Raw genomic sequence first — 16,893 nt, forward strand, 5'->3', positions numbered from 1 at the left:
GCCTGACCGTGCACCTCGCCTAGGAGTCGGCGCATGCCAGTGATATCGACGCCCCAGGAGTTCAACGTGGACGACCTCTACGTGGACCTCCGGCGGCTCTCGGGCCACCCGCTGTACCTCAAGTGCGAAGGCTTCAACTTCGCCGGGTCCATCAAGCTCAAGGCCGCCAACGAGATGGTGTCCGCCGCCGTGCGCGCCGGCACCCTGCGCGAGGGCGCCACGCTGGTGGAGAGCTCGTCGGGCAACCTCGGGGTGGCGCTGGCCCTGGTGGCGGCGAGCCGCGGCTACCGGTTCCTGTGCGTCACCGACGCGCGCTGCAACCTCGCCACCAGACAGCTGATGGAGGCCTTGGGCGCGCAGGTGCACATCATCACCGAGCCCGACCCGGAGACCGGGTACCTCGGCGCCCGCATCCGCCACGTGCAGCAGCTGTGCGAGAACGAGAACCACGTGTGGCTCAACCAGTACGCCAACCCGGCGAACTGGATGGCGCACTACCAGAGCACCGGCCCGGAGATCCTCAAGAGCTTCCCCGAGGTCGACGTGGTGTTCATCGGCGCGGGCAGCACCGGCACGTTGATGGGCTGTGCGCGGTACTTCAAGGAGAACAAGCCGTCGGTGCGGATCGTCGCCGTCGACTCGGTCGGCTCGGTCACCTTCGGCACGCCCGCCCAGCCGCGGATGCTGCCGGGCCTGGGCACCAGCGTCCGCCCGCCGCTGCTGGACGAGTCCTTCGTGGACGAGGTCCTGCACGTGGCCGAGCGGGACACGGTCCGGGCCTGCCGAACCCTGCTGCGGCACGGGTTCCTGTTCGGCGGCTCGACCGGCACGGTGCTGTCCGGCGCGACCGACTGGCTCACGCGCAACCGACCCGGCGGCGACGTGACCGCGGTCGCGATCGCGCCCGACCTCGGTGACCGCTACCTGGACACCGTCTACCACGACCAGTGGATCGCGGACATCTACGGCGCGGACCTGCTCGGCGACCAGGTCGCCGCGGCCGATCCCGCGACGCTTGCGAGGAGAATGCCATGACCGAAGCGGTGAACCTGCCCCTCTCCGCCGGACAGGCCGAGATCTGGTTCGACGAGAAGCTCAACGGGCGGGGCGTCGCTTACAACTCGGCGGGCTACCTCGACATCCGGGGCCCGCTCGACGTGCCCGCCCTGATCGCCGCCGCACGGGGGATGGTCGACGAGGCCGAGTGCACCCGCACCCGGTACGTCACCGTCGACGCAGACGGCAATCCGACAGAGGTCGACGCAGACGGCAATCCGACAGAGGTCGACGGAGACGGCAATCCGACGGAGGCGGAAGGCGAGCCGCGGCAGGTCGTGACGCCGCTGCCGGAGCTGCCGCTGACCGAGCTGGCGCTGACCGCCGACGAGGCGGCCGACTGGATGCGCGCCGACCTGGCCACGCCGTTCTCGCTGGACGAGTTCCCGCTGTTCCGGCTCGCCGTGATCAAGGTGGCCGAGGACCGGCACTTCTTCTACATGCGCATCCACCACCTGCTGTGCGACGGGTACAGCCAGGTGGTGTTCTGGCGTCGGCTGGCCGAGCTGTACGCCGGAGTGGAGGGCACGCCGATCCCGCCGTTGAGCGCGCTGCTGGACGGCGAGCGGGCGTACGAGCAGTCCGCGGCGGCGGTGAAGGACAAGGACTTCTGGGCCGGCGCGTTCGACGAGGCGCCGGACCTGGTGAGCCTGTCCACCCGCACGGTGTCCGGTCCCGAGGTGCGGGGTTTCCTGCGCCGCACCGACGTGCTGTCGAAGGACACCGCGGAGGCGTTGCGCGAGCTGGCGAGCCGGTCGGCGTCCACGTGGCCCGCGGTCGTGCTGTCCGCGGTCGCCGTCTACACCCAGCGGCTGACCGGTGTCGGCGACGTGCTGCTCACCCTGCCCGCGACCGCCCGGATGGGCGCGACGATGCGCGCGGTGCCCGGGATGGTGGCGAACTACCTGCCGCTGCGGGTGCCGGTCCGCCCCCGCGAGACCCGGTCGGACCTGCTGCGGCGCACGTCGCGCGCGCTGGCCAAGGCGCTCAAGCACCAGCGGTACCGGGTGAGCCGGATCCGCCGCGGCATGGGGCTGGCCGGTGACGACCGGCGGCCGTTCGGCCCGTTCGTGAACATCCTGCCGCAGCAGACGACGTTCGCGCTGGGCGACTGCGAGGTCGAGGTCAACAACCTGTCGACCGGCCTCATCGAAGACCTGATGCTCACCGTGGTGGACGCGCCCGACGGCGGGCTGGAGGTCCACCTCAACGGCAACCCCGAGCTGTACACCGACGAGGAGGCGCGGGAGCACCTGGCCCGCTTCACCGCGTTCCTGGACCGGTTCGCCCGCGCCGACGACGACGAGCCGTTGGCACGCCTGGACGTGCTGGACCCGGCGGAGCGCTCGGCGTGGCTCGGCGCGACGACCGGCGCGACCCGGCGCGACCCGTTCACCGACGTGGTCGAGCAGGTGCGCGCGTTCGCCGAGCAGCGCCCGCACGCCGTCGCGGTGGTCGAGGACGACTTCGACGTCACCTACGCGTCGCTGGTCGCACGGGCGAGCGCGTTGTCCCGCAAGCTGATCGGGGCCGACCTGGTCGGCGTGCTCGCCGCGCCCGGCGCCGGGTTCGTCTCGGCGGTGCTCGGCGCGTTGGGCGCCGGCGCCGCCTACGTCCCGCTGGACACGCGCGCCCCCGCCGTGCGCACGGCGGAACTGGTGCGCGACAACGGGATCGAGCTGCTCGTGGTCGACCCTGCGCACCGCGCGTTGGCGCGCGAGATCGGCGTCGACACCGTCGTGCTGGACGGCGCGGAGGACACCGACCTCGCGCCGGTGCTCGGCGGACCCGACGACCTGGCGTACGTGATCTTCACCTCCGGCTCGACCGGCAAGCCCAAGGGCGCGATGGTGCACCGGCGCGGCATGGTGAACCACCTGCTGGCCAAGGTCGAGGACCTGGGCCTGACCGACCGCGACAGCGTGGTGCAGAACGCGCCGCTGACGTTCGACATCTCGGTGTGGCAGATGCTCGCCCCGCTGGTCGCGGGCGGCCGGGTGCGGGTGGTGGGCCGGGAGACCGCGGCCGACCCGGACCAGCTGTTCGGCTTGGTCGCCGACGAGCGGATCAGCGTGCTGGAGCTCGTGCCGTCGCTGCTGCGGGCCGCGCTGGACGCGTGGGACGTGGTCGAGGCGCGGCCCAAGCTGCCGTCGCTGCGGCACCTGGTGGTGACCGGCGAGGCGTTGCCGCCGGACCTGTGCCTGCGCTGGTTCGCCCGCTTCCCGACCGTGCCGGTGGTCAACGCCTACGGGCCGACCGAGTGCTCGGACGACGTCACGCACGCGTTCGTCACGGTCGAGGACGCGGCGGGCACCACCCGCGTGCCGATCGGCCGTGCGGTCCGCAACACCAACCTGTACGTGCTGGGTGACGACCTGAGCCCGGTGCCCACCGGCGTGCCCGGCGAGCTGTACGTCGGCGGTGTCGGCGTCGGCCGCGGTTACCTCGGCGACCCGCGGCGCACCGCCGCGACCTTCATGGCCGACCCCTTCTCCGGTGGTCGGATGTACCGCACGGGCGACCGGGTGGTGCGCCGCGAGGACGGTCAGCTGGAGTTCCTGGAGCGCCGCGACCACCAGGTGAAGGTGCGCGGCCACCGGATCGAGCTCGGCGAGATCGAGACCACCCTGCGCGGCCTGTCCGGGATCGCCGACGCCGCCGTGCAGGTGGTCCCGGACGCGTCCGGCGGCAAGCGGCTCGTCGGGTACGTGGTCGCCGCCGACGGCCGCACGCTCGGCGACCTGCGGGCCCGGCTCGGCGAGGTGCTGCCGGAGTACCTGGTGCCGTCGGCGTTCGTGGAGCTGCCGAGGATGCCGCTGACCGCGCACGGCAAGGTGGACCGCAAGGCTCTGGTGATCCCTCCCGGGCACGCTTCCGACCTGACCGCCGGCACCTCCCGCGCCCCGCGCACCCCGCGGGAACGGGTGCTGTGCGAGGTCGTCGGCGAGGTGCTGGGCCTGCGCGACGTCGGCGTGGACGACGACTTCTTCACCCTGGGCGGCGACAGCATCAGCTCCATCCAGGTGGTCAGCCGGGCGCGCCGGGCCGGGGTCGTGTTCACCTCGCGTGACGTGCTCAAGCACCGCACGCCCGCCGCGATCGCCGCGATGGCCTCCGACGGAGGCGGCCCGGCGGTCGCCGCGGACGACGGCGTCGGCGAGATCGAGCTGACGCCCATCGCGCACCAGCTGCGGGAGGACCTCTCCCAGCTCGACGACGTCACCCGCCAGTACAGCCAGTACGTCGTGCTGCACGTGCCGACCGGCCTGGACGCGGTGAAGCTGGCCGGCGCGGTGCAGACCGTGATCGACCACCACGACGCGCTGCGCGCCAAGCTCTCCGTGCCCCTGCCCGGCCTGTGGTCGATGGAAGTGCTGCCGGTCGGCGCGATCCGGGCCACCAAGCTCGTCCGCCGCGCGCAGGTCGCCGAGTCCGACGACCTGGACGCGGCCGTGGCCGAGGAGGTCGCCCGCGCCCGTGCCGCGCTCGCACCCGAAGAGGGGCGCGTGGTCCAGGCCGTGCTGGTCGACTCCGGTGTCGGGGCACGGCTGGTGCTCGTGGTCCACCACCTCGTGGTGGACGGCGTCACGTGGCGGATCGTGGTGCCCGACCTGGTCGACGCGATGGCCGGCACGCCGTTGCAGCCCGTCGGCACCTCCTACCGGCGATGGTCGAAGGTGCTCGCCGAGCACGCCCGCGCCGCCGCCCGGGTCACCGAGCTGCCGCTGTGGCTGGGCCAGCTCCAACGCGGCGACGTCCCGCTGGGCGGCCGCCCGCTCGACCCGTCCCGCGACACCTACGGCACCGCGCGGTCGATGCGGCTCGTGCTGCCCACCGAGCAGACGGCGGCCCTGCTGACCGCGGTGCCCGCGGTGTTCCACGCCGAGATCAACGACGTGCTGCTGGCCGGTCTCGCGGTCGCGGTCGCCGACTGGCGGCGCAAGCGGCTCGGCACGGCCGACTCGGCGGTGCTGGTCGAGGTCGAGGGCCACGGCCGCGAGCAAGTCGCCGACGAGCTCGACCTGTCCCGCACGGCGGGCTGGTTCACCAGCGTCTTCCCGCTGCGCCTCGACCCGGGCGAGCTGGACCGCGCCGACCTGTGGGCCGGCGGCCCCAGCGCGGGCACGGCCATCAAGCGGGTCAAGGAGCAGCTGCGCGCGCTGCCCGACCACGGCATCGGCTTCGGCCTGCTGCGCTACCTCAACCCGCAGACCGTCGGCGCGCTGGCCCGGTTCGCCACGCCGCAGATCGGGTTCAACTACCTCGGTCGCTTCGCCACCCCCGGCGGAGCCGGGAACCAGACGACGGGCGAGCACGGCGAGTGGTCGCTGGACGCGGGCACGGCCATCGGCACCGGCGTCAACCCGGACATGCCGCTGCGGCACGTCCTCGCGGTCACGCCCGTGACCGAGGACGGCCCGCACGGGCCGAACCTGGTCGCCGACTGGCTGTGGGCCGACGACCTGCTGACCGAGGCCGACGTCGAGGACATCGCCCGCACGTGGTTCCGCGCGCTGGAGACGCTCGTCGAGCACGCCGCGCTGCCCGGCGCGGGCGGGCACAGCCCGTCCGACTTCGACCTGGTCGACCTGACCGAGCGGGAGATCGCCGACATCGAGCGCGAGACCGGCTCGGTGCTGGACGTGCTGCCGCTGTCACCGTTGCAGAAGGGCCTGCTGTTCCAGGCCGAGTTCGACCGCGACGGCGCGGACGTCTACACCCTCCAGGTCGTCGTGGACGTCGAGGGCGCGCTGGACGTCGAGGCGTTCCGCGCCGCGGCCGAGGCGCTGCTGCGCAGGCACCCGAACCTGCGCGCCTCGTTCCACTCCCGCCCGTCCGGCGACGCGGTGCAGGTCATCCCGGTGGCCGCCGCCCTGCCGTGGGAGGAGGTCGACCTCACCGGCATGGACCCCGACGACGCGGCGCGCGAGCTGGCGCGGCTGACCGACGCCGACTGGGTGCGCCGCTTCGACATGGCCGACCCGCCGCTGCTGCGGTTCACCGCGGTCCGGCTGGGCGACGGGAGGTTCCGGCTAATCTGGGCCGTGCACCACATCCTGGTGGACGGCTGGTCGATGCCGATCTTCGCCCGCGAGCTGTTCACCCTCACCGCCAACGGCGCGGACCTGTCCGCGCTGCCGCCGGTCGCGCCCTCGCGCGGCTACCTGGAGTGGCTGGCCCGCCAGGACGAGGAGGCCGCCCGCGAGGCGTGGCGGACCGCGCTGGCGGGCGTCGACGAGGCGACCCGGATCGGCCCCGCCGACCGGGCGCGCGTCACCGACCCGCCCGCGTCGCTGGTGGTGGACCTGCCGGAGGACTTCACCCGCAAGCTGTCGAGCTGGGCACGGGCCCGCGGCCTGACCCTGAACACCGTCATGCAGGGCGCGTGGGCGATCCTGCTCGGCCGCCTCACCGGGCGGCACGACGTGGTGTTCGGCGCGGTCCACTCGGGTCGCCCGGTCGACCTGCCCGGCATGGAGTCCATGGTCGGCCTGTTCCTCAACACCCTGCCGGTGCGGGTGCGGCTCGACCCGGCCGCGTCGGTGTCCGACCTGCTGGCCCGCGTGCAGGACGAGCAGTTCGACCTGGCGCCGCACCACTTCCTCGGCCTGGCCGAGGTGCAGCAGGTGACCGGCGTCGGCGAGCTGTTCGACACGGTGGTCAGCTTCCACAACTACCCGATGGACACCGACGGCCTGTCCGGGATCGTCCCCGGCGTCCGGCTGACCGGCGCCGAGGGCCGACTCGTCGCCGAGTACCCGTTCGCGCTCTCGGTCTACCCGAACTTCCGCCCGACTTCCGGCTCCGCCGGGGGGCAAGTGCGGCTGCTCGCCCAGTACCGCGCGGACATCTTCGGCGAGGACCACATCCGGTCGGTGGTCGACCGCTTCACGCGCCTGCTGCACACCCTGGTCGAGCAACCCGACACCCGCGTCGGGCAGGTCGACCTGCTGTCCGCCGACGAACGCGCCCGCATCCTGCACGAGTGGGGCGGCACGATCGCGCCCGTCCCGGACGCCGTGGTCACCGACCTGTTCGAGGCACGCGCCGGCGCCGCACCCGACTCGACCGCGGCCGTCTTCCACGGCGCACGCCTGACCTACGCCGAGCTGAACGCCCGCGCGAACCGGCTCGCCCGGATGCTCGTCGCACGGGGCGTCGGACCGGAGGGCGTGGTCGCGCTGGCCATGCCGCGCTCGCTGGAGATGCTGGTCGCCGTGCTGGGCGTGCTCAAGGCGGGCGCGGCCTACCTGCCCATCGACGCCAAGTACCCGGCCGACCGGGTCGACTACCTGATCACCGACGCCGCGCCGGGCGTGCTGCTGTCCACCGCGGCCGTCGCCGCCACGCTGGACGTGGACGTCGAGGTGGTCGCCATCGACGCGGTCGACCTCGACGCGTTCTCCGCGGTGGACCTCACCGACGACGACCGGGTCGCGCCGTTGCGTCCGCACCACCCGGCCTACGTCATCCACACCTCCGGCTCCACCGGCAAGCCCAAGGGCGTGGTGGTCGACCACGCGGGGTTCGTCGCGATGGTGCTGAGCCTGATCGACAAGTTCCAGGTCACGCCGGACACGCGGGTGCTGCAGTTCGCCTCGTACAGCTTCGACGCCACGGTGTGGGAGATGGGCCTGGCGCTGTGCGGCGGCGGCACGGTCGTGGTCGCGGGCGACGACGCGCGCGGACCCGGCCAGGCGCTGATCGACCTGATCAACGACAACGGGGTGAACCTGGCCGCGCTGCCGCCGGTGGTGGCGGGCGGCATGCCCGAGGGCACGGTGCTGCCCGCCGACCTGACCATGGTCGTGGCGGGCGAGGCGTGCCCACCGGAGGTGGTGGCCCGCTGGTCGGTCACCCACCGCATGTTCAACGGGTACGGGCCGACCGAGTCGGTGCTGGCCGCGACCGTCGGTGGACCGCTCTCGCCGGGCGGGCGACCGCCGATCGGCAGGCCCACCGCCGCGCACCGCGTGTACGTGCTGGACCCGCTGCTCCAGCCCGTGCCGGTGGGCGTCACGGGCGAGCTGTACGTCAGCGGCGGCCTGGCCCGCGGCTACCTCAACCGGCCCGGCCTGACCGCGGAGCGGTTCGTCGCCGACCCGTTCGGCGGTCCGGGCGACCGCATGTACCGCACCGGCGACCTGGTGAGGTGGCACCCGGACGGCCAGCTGGACTACCTGGGCCGCGCCGACGACCAGGTGCAGCTGCGCGGGTTCCGGATCGAGCTGGGCGAGGTCGAGTCGGCGCTCCTGGCGCACGACGACGTGAACCTCGCGGTCGCGGTGGTCCGGGAAGACGACGAGGGCGATCGGAAGCTCGTTGCGTACATCGTCACCGACGAGGGCAAGACGGTCCCGGCGGGCTTGCACGAGCGACTGGTCGAGGCGCTGCCCGAGTACATGGTGCCGTCGGCGATCGTGGTGCTGGACGAGCTGCCGCTGACCACGCAGGGCAAGCTGGACCGCAAGGCGCTGCCCGCGCCCGACTTCGCCGGTCAGGCGCGGGGGCGTGGGCCGCGCAACCCGGTCGAGGAGATCCTGTGCGGGGTCTTCGCGGACGTGCTGCAACTGCCGCAGGTCGGCATCGACGACGACTTCTTCGCCCTGGGCGGTCACTCCCTGCTGGCCACGAAGGTGATCAGCCGGGCCCGCGCCGCCCTGGGCGTCGAGCTGCCGATCCGGGCGTTGTTCGAGGCCCGCACGGTCGCGGGCGTGGCCGAGCAGGTCGGCGGCGCGTCCGACGCCCGCCCGCCGCTGCGCCCCTTCGCCCGCGACGAGCGGATCCCGCTGTCGTTCGCGCAGCGCCGGCTGTGGTTCCTGGACAGGTTCGAGGACGGCACGACCGGCACCTACAACGTGCCGATGGCCGTGCGGCTGTCCGGCGACCTCGACGTGCCCGCGTTGCGCGGCGCGCTGCGCGACCTCGTGCAGCGGCACGAGATCCTGCGCTCGGTGTTCCCCGACGTCGAGGGCACGCCCTACCAGCGCGTGGTCGACGTGCCCGCCGACTACCCCGAGCTGCCGCTGACCCGGCTGCCCGAGGCGGAGCTGTCCGACGTGCTCACCGCCGAGGCCGACCGCGGCTTCGACCTGGCCACCGAGCCCGTGATGCGGGCACGGCTGTTCGGCGTCGCCCCGTCGGAGCACGTGCTGCTGCTGGTGTTCCACCACATCGCGTTCGACGGCTGGTCGATCGCGCCGCTGGTCCAGGACCTGGCCACGGCCTACCGCGCACGGGTGGCGGGCACCCGGCCCGACTGGTCGCCGCTGACCGTGCAGTACGCGGACTACGCGCTGTGGCAACGGGAACTGCTCGGCGACGAGCACGACACCGAGAGCCTGCTGTCGCGCCAGCTCGCCTACTGGACCCGGGCGCTGGCGGGCGTGCCGGAGGAACTGGAGCTGCCCACCGACTTCGCCCGGCCCGCCGTGAGCAACTACGACGGCGACGAGCTGCGGTTCGAGGTGGACGCCGAGCTGTACCACCGGGTGGTCGCGCTGGCCCGTGAGGCGGGCGCGAGCGTGTTCATGGTGTTCCAGGCCGCGCTGTCGGCGTTGCTGACCAAGCTCGGCGCGGGCACCGACATCCCGCTGGGCACGCCCACCGCCGGCCGCACGGACGACGAGCTCGGCGAGCTGATCGGCTTCTTCGTCAACACGCTGGTGCTGCGCACCGACACCGGCGGCGACCCCACGTTCGCCGAGCTGCTGCACCGGGTCCGCGACACGAACCTGGCCGCCTACCAGCACCAGGACGTGCCGTTCGAGCACCTGGTGGACAAGCTCAACCCGGAGCGGTCGCTGAACAAGCAGCCGCTGTTCCAGGTCATGCTCGCGCTGCAGACCAGCGACGACATCCCGCTGCACCTGCCGGGCCTGTCCGGGCGGGTGGAGCCGGTGCGGTCGCAGCGGGCGAAGTTCGACTTCACCGTGCTGCTGGAGGAGCGCTACGCCGAGGGCGTCCCGACCGGGATGCACGGCGTGCTGGAGTACAGCACCGAGCTGTTCACCGAGGCCTCGGCGCGCAGGCTGGCCGAACGCCTGGTCGCGTTCCTGCGCACGGTCGTGACCGACCCGGCCGCGCCGCTGAGCCGGTTCGACGTGCTCGACGAGACCGAGCGGGCGCACGTGCTGGCCGCCGGCACCGGTCCGGTCCGACCCCAGCCGTACGAGGGCGTGGTCGAACGGGTCCGCGCGTTGGCGCTGGAGCGGCCCGACGCGGTGGCGGTCGTGGACGACCACGGCAGCGCCACCTACGCCGAGCTGGTCGGGCTGGCCAGTGCGCTGTCCCGGCGGGTCGGCGACGGGCTGACCGCCGTGCTGGCGTCGCCCGGCGTCGGGTTCGTCACCGCGGTGCTCGGCGTGCTCGGCGCGGGCGGCGGGTACGTGCCGCTGGACGTCCAGGCACCGGTGGCCCGCATCGCCGCGCTGCTGGCCGACAGCGGCGCCCGGCGGCTCGCGGTGGACGAGGAGCACCTGGGCTTGGCCCGGGAAGTCGCCGGCGACGTGGAGATCGTCGTGCTCGACGGCGCGGTGGACGCGGAGCCGGCCCCTGCCCGAGGCGAACCCGACGACCTCGCGTACGTGATCTTCACGTCCGGCTCGACGGGCAAGCCCAAGGGCGCGATGGTGCACCGCCGGGGCATGGTGAACCACCTGTGGTGCAAGGTGGACGACCTCGGAGTGTCCTCTTCGGACAAGATCGTGCACAACGCGCCGGTCACGTTCGACATCTCGGTGTGGCAGATGCTGACCGCGCTGGTGGTGGGCGGGCAGGTGCGGGTCACCGGCCGTGACACCGCCGTCGACCCCAACGCGTTGTTCGCCACCGTCCCGGACGAGGGCGTGACCATCCTCGAAGTCGTCCCGTCGCTGCTGCGCGCGGCCCTGGACGCCTGGGACATCACCGAGGAGACGCCCGCGCTGCCCGGCCTGCGGTGGCTGGTGGTCACGGGCGAGGCGCTGCCGCCGGACCTGTGCCACCGCTGGTTCGCCCGCTACCCGGACATCCCGCTGGTCAACGCCTACGGCCCGACCGAGTGCTCCGACGACGTCACGCACGCGGTCATCCGGCACGGCGACCCGCTGGCCGGCGCGCGCGTGCCGATCGGCCGCCCGGTCCGCAACACGCGGCTGTACGTGCTGGGTGACGACCTGCGCCCGGTGCCCGCCGGTGTGGCCGGTGAGCTGTACGTGGGCGGCATCGGTGTCGGCCGCGGCTACCTCGGCGACCGCGCCAAGACCGCGGTGACGTTCCTCGGCGACCCGTACGGGGAGCCCGGGACCCGCATGTACCGCACGGGCGACCGGGTGGTGCTGCGGCCGGACGGCCAGCTGGAGTTCCTGGAGCGCCGCGACCACCAGGTCAAGATCCGCGGCCACCGCATCGAGCTGGGCGAGGTCGAGGCGGCGTTGCGCGCGGTGCCCGAGGTCGGTGACGCGGCCGTGGCGGTCGGCGGCGACCAGGGCGGCCACAAGCGGCTCATCGGGTACGTGGTGGCCGCGCCCGGGTCGGTGCTGGACGTGGCGGCGGTGCGGGAGGCGTTGTCCGGTTCGCTGCCCGACTACATGGTCCCGGCCGCGATGGTGGTGCTCGACGCGCTGCCGCTGACGCCCAACGGGAAGGTGGACCGCAAGGCGCTGCCCGAACCGGACCCGGCCGCGAGCGCCAGGGGCCGCGGGCCGCGCACACCGGTCGAGGAGATCCTGTGCGGCGTGTTCGGCGAGGTGCTCGGCACCACCGAGGTCGGTGTCGAGGACGACTTCTTCGAACTGGGCGGCCACTCGCTGCTCGCCACCAGGGTCGTCAGCCGGGTCCGCACCGTGCTGGACGTGGAGCTGCCGGTGCGGGCGCTGTTCGAGGCGCGCACGGTCGCCGGTCTGGCCAGGCTGGTCGTCGGCGCGGACCGGGCCCGGCCCGCGCTGCGCCCGGTCGAGCGCTCCGGCGACGAAGGCCTGCCGCTGTCGTTCGCGCAACGCCGGCTGTGGTTCCTCAACCAGCTGGAGGAGGGCTCCACCGGCACGTACAACATCCCGCTCGCGGTGCGGCTGACCGGCGCCCTGGACGTGGCCGCGCTGGCCGAGGCCGTGGACGACGTGGTGGCGCGCAACGAGATCCTGCGGACCGTCTTCCCCGACGTGGACGGCGTGCCGTACCAGCGGGTGCTGCCCGCCCGGCCCGGCGCGCTGCTGACCGGCCGCGCGGACGACATCGCGGCCACCCTCGCCGAAGAGGTGGACCGCGGCTTCGACCTCGGCGTGGAACCCGCCCTGCGCGCCCGGCTCTACGAGGTGGGTGAGCAGGAGCACGTGCTGCTGCTGGTGTTCCACCACATCGCGTTCGACGGCTGGTCGACCGCGCCGCTGGCCCGCGACCTCGCCACCGCCTACGCGGCCCGCCGCACGGGCAAGGCACCGTCCTGGCAGCCGCTGCCCGCGCAGTACGCGGACTACGCGGTGTGGCAGCGGGAGTGGCTCGGCGACGAGCACGACCCGAAGAGCGTGCTGGCCGAGCAGCTGGCCTACTGGACGCGGGCGTTGGCCGACCTGCCCGAGGAGCTCGACCTGCCGACGGACTTCCCCCGGCCGGCGGTCAGCGACCACGAGGGCGACGTGCGCCAGTTCGCCGTGTCGCCCGAGCTGCACGCGGGGCTGCTGGCGCTGTCCCGCGAGACCGGTGCGAGCGTGTTCATGCTCATGCAGGCCGCGGTGTCGGTGCTGCTGACCAAGCTGGGCGCGGGCACCGACATCCCGCTGGGCAGCCCCATCGCGGGCCGCACCGACGAGGCGCTGCACGACATGGTCGGCTTCTTCGTCAACACGCTGGTGCTGCGCACCGACACCAGCGGCGACCCGACGTTCCGCGAGCTGGTGCGCCGGGTCCGGGAGACCGACCTGGCCGCCTACGCCCACCAGGACCTGCCGTTCGAGTACCTGGTGGAGGCGCTGAACCCGACCCGGTCGCTGGCCCGCCACCCGCTGTTCCAGGTGATGCTGGCGTTCCAGAACGACGACGACGCCACCGAGGCGCTGCCCGGCGTGCACGCGGCCGTGGAGCCGATGAAGGCCGAGCGGTCCAAGTTCGACCTGACCTTCGACCTGGTGGAGCGGCAGCTCGACGGCGTGCCCGCGGGCATGGACGGCGTGCTCGCCTACCGCACGGACCTGTTCCGCCGCACCACCGTGGACGCCATCGCGCAGCGGTTGATCCGCGTGCTCACCGCCGTGGTGACCGACCCCGACCGACCGCTGAGCGACGTGGACGTGCTCAGCCCGGCCGAGCGGCACAAGATCCTGGTCGAGTGGAACGACACCGCGCGCAAGCTGGACCGCGCGCTGGTGCCGGACGTGGTCGCCAACCGGACCAGGCAGATCCCCGGCGTCACCGCGATGGTCGCCGCGGACGGCGAGCTGACCTACCGGCAGCTGGGCGCGCGGTCCAACCGGCTGGCGCGCGAGCTGATCCGGCGCGGCGCAGGCCCGGAGAAGATCGTCGCCATCGCCGTGCCCCGGTCGAGCGACCTGGTGGTGGCGGCGCTGGCGGTGCTCAAGTCCGGCGCCGCGTTCCTGCCGGTCGACCCGGACCACCCGGCCGACCGCATCCGGCTCACCCTGGCCGACGCCTCGCCGACCCTGGTCGTCACGACCTCGGGCACGGACCTGCCCGACGACGGCACGCCGAGGCTGGACCTCGACGCGCCCGAGGTGGGCAGGCTGCTGCGCGGCCGCGGCGGCGCGGCGGAGCTGACCGACCGGGACCGCCTCGCGCCGCTGCGGCCCGAGCACCCCGCCTACGTGATCTACACGTCCGGCTCCACCGGCAAGCCGAAGGGCGTGGTGGTGCCGCACCGGGCGCTGCGCAACCTGATCGCGGACATGCGGCTGCGCCTGGCGATGAGCCGGGACGACCGGCTGCTCGCCGTGACCACGTTCGGCTTCGACATCTCCATCCTGGAGGTCTTCGTGCCGCTGGTCTCCGGCGCGACGCTGATCGTCGCCGACCGCGAGGTGGTGCGCGACCCGCTCGCGCTCGGCGCGACCGTGGTCGACACCCGCACGACCGTCATGCAGGCCACGCCGAGCCTGTGGCAGGCGTTGGTCGAGGCCGACCCGTCGGCGCTGCGCCGGCTGCGCGTGGTGCTCACCGGCGGCGAGGCGCTGAGCGAGTCGCTGGCCAGGGCGCTGCGCGAGCACGCGCACGACGTGCGCAACATGTACGGGCCGACCGAGACCACGATCTGGTCCACGGTGGCCGAGGTGGACGGCGGCAAGCCGACCATCGGCAAGCCCATCGCCAACACCAAGGTGTACGTGCTCGACCACGCGCTGCGGCCGGTGCCGGTCGGCGTGCCGGGTGAGCTGTACATCGGCGGCGAGGGCCTGGCGCGCGGCTACCTCGGGCGCACCGCGCTGACCGCGGACCGGTTCCTGGCCGACCCGTTCGCCGGTCCGGGGGAGCGGATGTACCGCACCGGCGACGTGGTCCGGTGGGACGCCGAGGGCGAGATCGAGTTCCTGGGCCGCCGCGACCACCAGGTCAAGGTGCGCGGGTTCCGGATCGAGCTCGGCGAGGTGGAGGCGGCGCTGCGGGCCGTGCCGCAGGTCGCGGACGCGGTCGTGGTGGCCGCGAACGGCAGGCTGGTCGCGTACGTGGTGCCGGTCGCGGGCGCCGAGGTGCCGGAGCCGGCCGCGGTGCGGCGGCGGATCGGCGAGTCGCTACCGGACTACATGATCCCGTCCGCGCTCGTCACGCTGGAGCGGTTCCCGCTGAACACCAACGGGAAGGTGGACCGGGCGGCCCTGCCGGCGCCGGACTTCGCCGACCGCACCCCGTCGCGCGAGCCGGCCACGGCGGCGGAGAAGCTGCTGTGCGACGTGTTCGCCGACGTGCTCGGCGTGCCGTCGGTGCGGGTGGAGGACGACTTCTTCGAGCTGGGCGGCCACTCGCTGCTGGCCACCGGCGTGGTCAGCCGGGCGCGCAAGGCCGGGCTGCGGTTCACCATCGCGGACGTCTTCGTGCACAAGACCGCGGCCGGGCTCGCGGCGATCGCCGAGGAGCAGGACGCGCCCTCCGCGGGCGCCTCGGCGGTGGCCCGGGTGTTCGACGAGGTGCGCGCCCTGGACCGCGGCGACGACACGCTCGACCCGTTCGCGATCGTGCTGCCGATCCGGCCGACCGGGTCCAGGCCGCCGCTGTTCGTGCTGCACAGCGGGCTGGGGTCGAGCCTGCCCTACGTCGGCCTGGCCCGGTCGCTCGACCCGGAGGTGCCGATCTACGGCATCCAGTCGCCCAGCGTCGGCCACCTCGCGCCGCTGCCCGAGTCGATCGAGGCCGTGGCGGCGGAGTACATCGGCCACCTGAAGTCCGTCCAGCCCGAGGGGCCCTACCACCTGCTCGGCTGGTCGTTCGGCGGTGTGCTCGCGCACGAGCTGGCCGTGCGGCTGCAGGCACAGGGGGACGAGGTGGCGCTGGTGGCCAACCTCGACGGCTACCCGCACCGGCCCGTGGCCGGAGAGGCGAGCACAGTGGACGAGGCCCCGGCGGGAGCCGGGAATCCGACGGAGGTCGACGACGAGCTGCTGCTGCGCGTCATGGAGCAGATCGGGCACGACCGGCGCGAGTTCGCCGGCCGCGAGCTGAAGCCGGGTGACGTGGTCGAGGTGTTGCGCCGCGACCGGCACCCGCTGGCCGAGCTGGGCGAGCAGCGGCTGCTCGCCATGCTCGCCGTGGTGCGCAACCACGGCCGGATCATGGAGCGCTTCACGCCCTCGACCCTGCACGGCGACCTGGTGCTGTTCTCCGCCACCGCCGACCGGCCCGAGGCCGAGATCACCGAACTGGCCGGTGCCTGGCAGTCCCACGTGGACGGACAGGTCCGCGTGCACCGCATCCCGTGCGGGCACGAGTACATGATGCACCCCGAACCGCAGGCGCTGATCGGCGCGGCGATCGCGGACGAGCTCCGCCGGGTGCAGGGCAACCACTCCGGGGAGGCACGACCGTGACCACGTTGGACATCCCGCCGTCGGCGGCACCGCCGCTGGCGTCCGTGACCGAGGTGCTGGCCATCGCGGGCCGGCGGTTGCGGCGGCTGCGCCGCAACCCCGGCCGGCTCGTCGGCATCACGCTCAACCCGCTGATCACCATGGTCGCGCTGGGGTACCTGTTCTCCAGCGCCATCCAGATCCCGGGCAGCACCAACTACATCGAGTTCATCTTCGCCGGTGTGGTGATGCAGGGCGCCCTGGCCGCCGTCGGCCCGACCGCGATCGCGGTGGCGCTGGACGTGCAGGGCGGCCTGGTAGACCGGTTCCGGTCGCTGCCGATCTCCCGGTCGGCCGTGCTCATCGGGCACGTCATCGCCGACCTGCTGATCAGCCTGATCGGGCTGGTGGTCGTGGTCGCGTTCGGCCTGCTGTTCGGCTGGCGACCGCACAACGGGATCCTGCCGACGCTGGCCGGGTTCGGGTTGGTCGCGGTGTTCATCTTCACCGTGCTGTGGGTCGGTGTGCTGCTGGGCATGGCGATGAGCAACCTGGAGACCATCGAGTCGGTCGGCGGCCTGGTGGCGGTGGTGTTCTCGTTCCTGTCCACCGGGTTCCTGTCGGTGGACAAGCTGCCCGGCTGGATCCAGCCGATCGCCCAGTGGAACCCGGTCAGCTCGGTGATCAGCGCCTGCCGGGACCTGTGGGGCAACGCCTCGCCGACCGGCACCGGGTTCCCGGCCGAGAACCCCAGCCTGGTGATCCTCGTGTCGCTCGGGCTGCTGTTCCTGGTCACGTCCGTGCTGAGCGTCCGCCGCTACCGCAACGCCTGAAGGGACGGCACCGCGCA

The 16,893-nt window shown here is 73.3% G+C and carries 3 protein-coding genes; all 3 read left to right on the forward strand.

Annotated features, from left to right (window positions below):
- Nucleotides 1-33: 33 nt before the first annotated feature.
- Genes sbnA through AB0K14_RS05715 form a run of 3 tightly spaced genes read left to right on the forward strand, consistent with a single transcriptional unit; the run spans nucleotide 34 to nucleotide 16,876 of the window.
- A complete protein-coding gene (gene sbnA / locus AB0K14_RS05705; protein WP_360447844.1) occupies nucleotides 34-1,035 on the forward strand; it encodes a 2,3-diaminopropionate biosynthesis protein SbnA in 1,002 nt (333 codons plus the stop codon).
- Nucleotides 1,032-16,064, forward strand: coding sequence for an amino acid adenylation domain-containing protein (locus AB0K14_RS05710; RefSeq protein ID WP_360447846.1), 15,033 nt, complete (start codon nucleotides 1,032-1,034; stop codon nucleotides 16,062-16,064). The genes sbnA and AB0K14_RS05710 overlap by 4 nt, the downstream gene beginning before the upstream one ends.
- The gene (locus tag AB0K14_RS05715; protein WP_360447848.1) at nucleotides 16,061-16,876 is read left to right on the forward strand and encodes an ABC transporter permease; all 816 of its coding nucleotides are present in this window, start codon (nucleotides 16,061-16,063) and stop codon (nucleotides 16,874-16,876) included. Before AB0K14_RS05710 ends, AB0K14_RS05715 begins: the two co-directional genes overlap by 4 nt.
- Nucleotides 16,877-16,893: the final 17 nt, after the last annotated feature.

It is taken from the genome of Actinosynnema sp. NPDC050801, assembly GCF_040673975.1.
GTDB lineage: Bacteria > Actinomycetota > Actinomycetes > Mycobacteriales > Pseudonocardiaceae > Actinosynnema.

Coding starts and splice junctions, on each gene's coding strand:
- sbnA (WP_360447844.1), top strand. CDS start 34: ATGCCAGTGATATCGACGCCCCAGGAGTTCAACGTGGACGACCTCTAC.
- AB0K14_RS05710 (WP_360447846.1), top strand. CDS start 1,032: ATGACCGAAGCGGTGAACCTGCCCCTCTCCGCCGGACAGGCCGAGATC.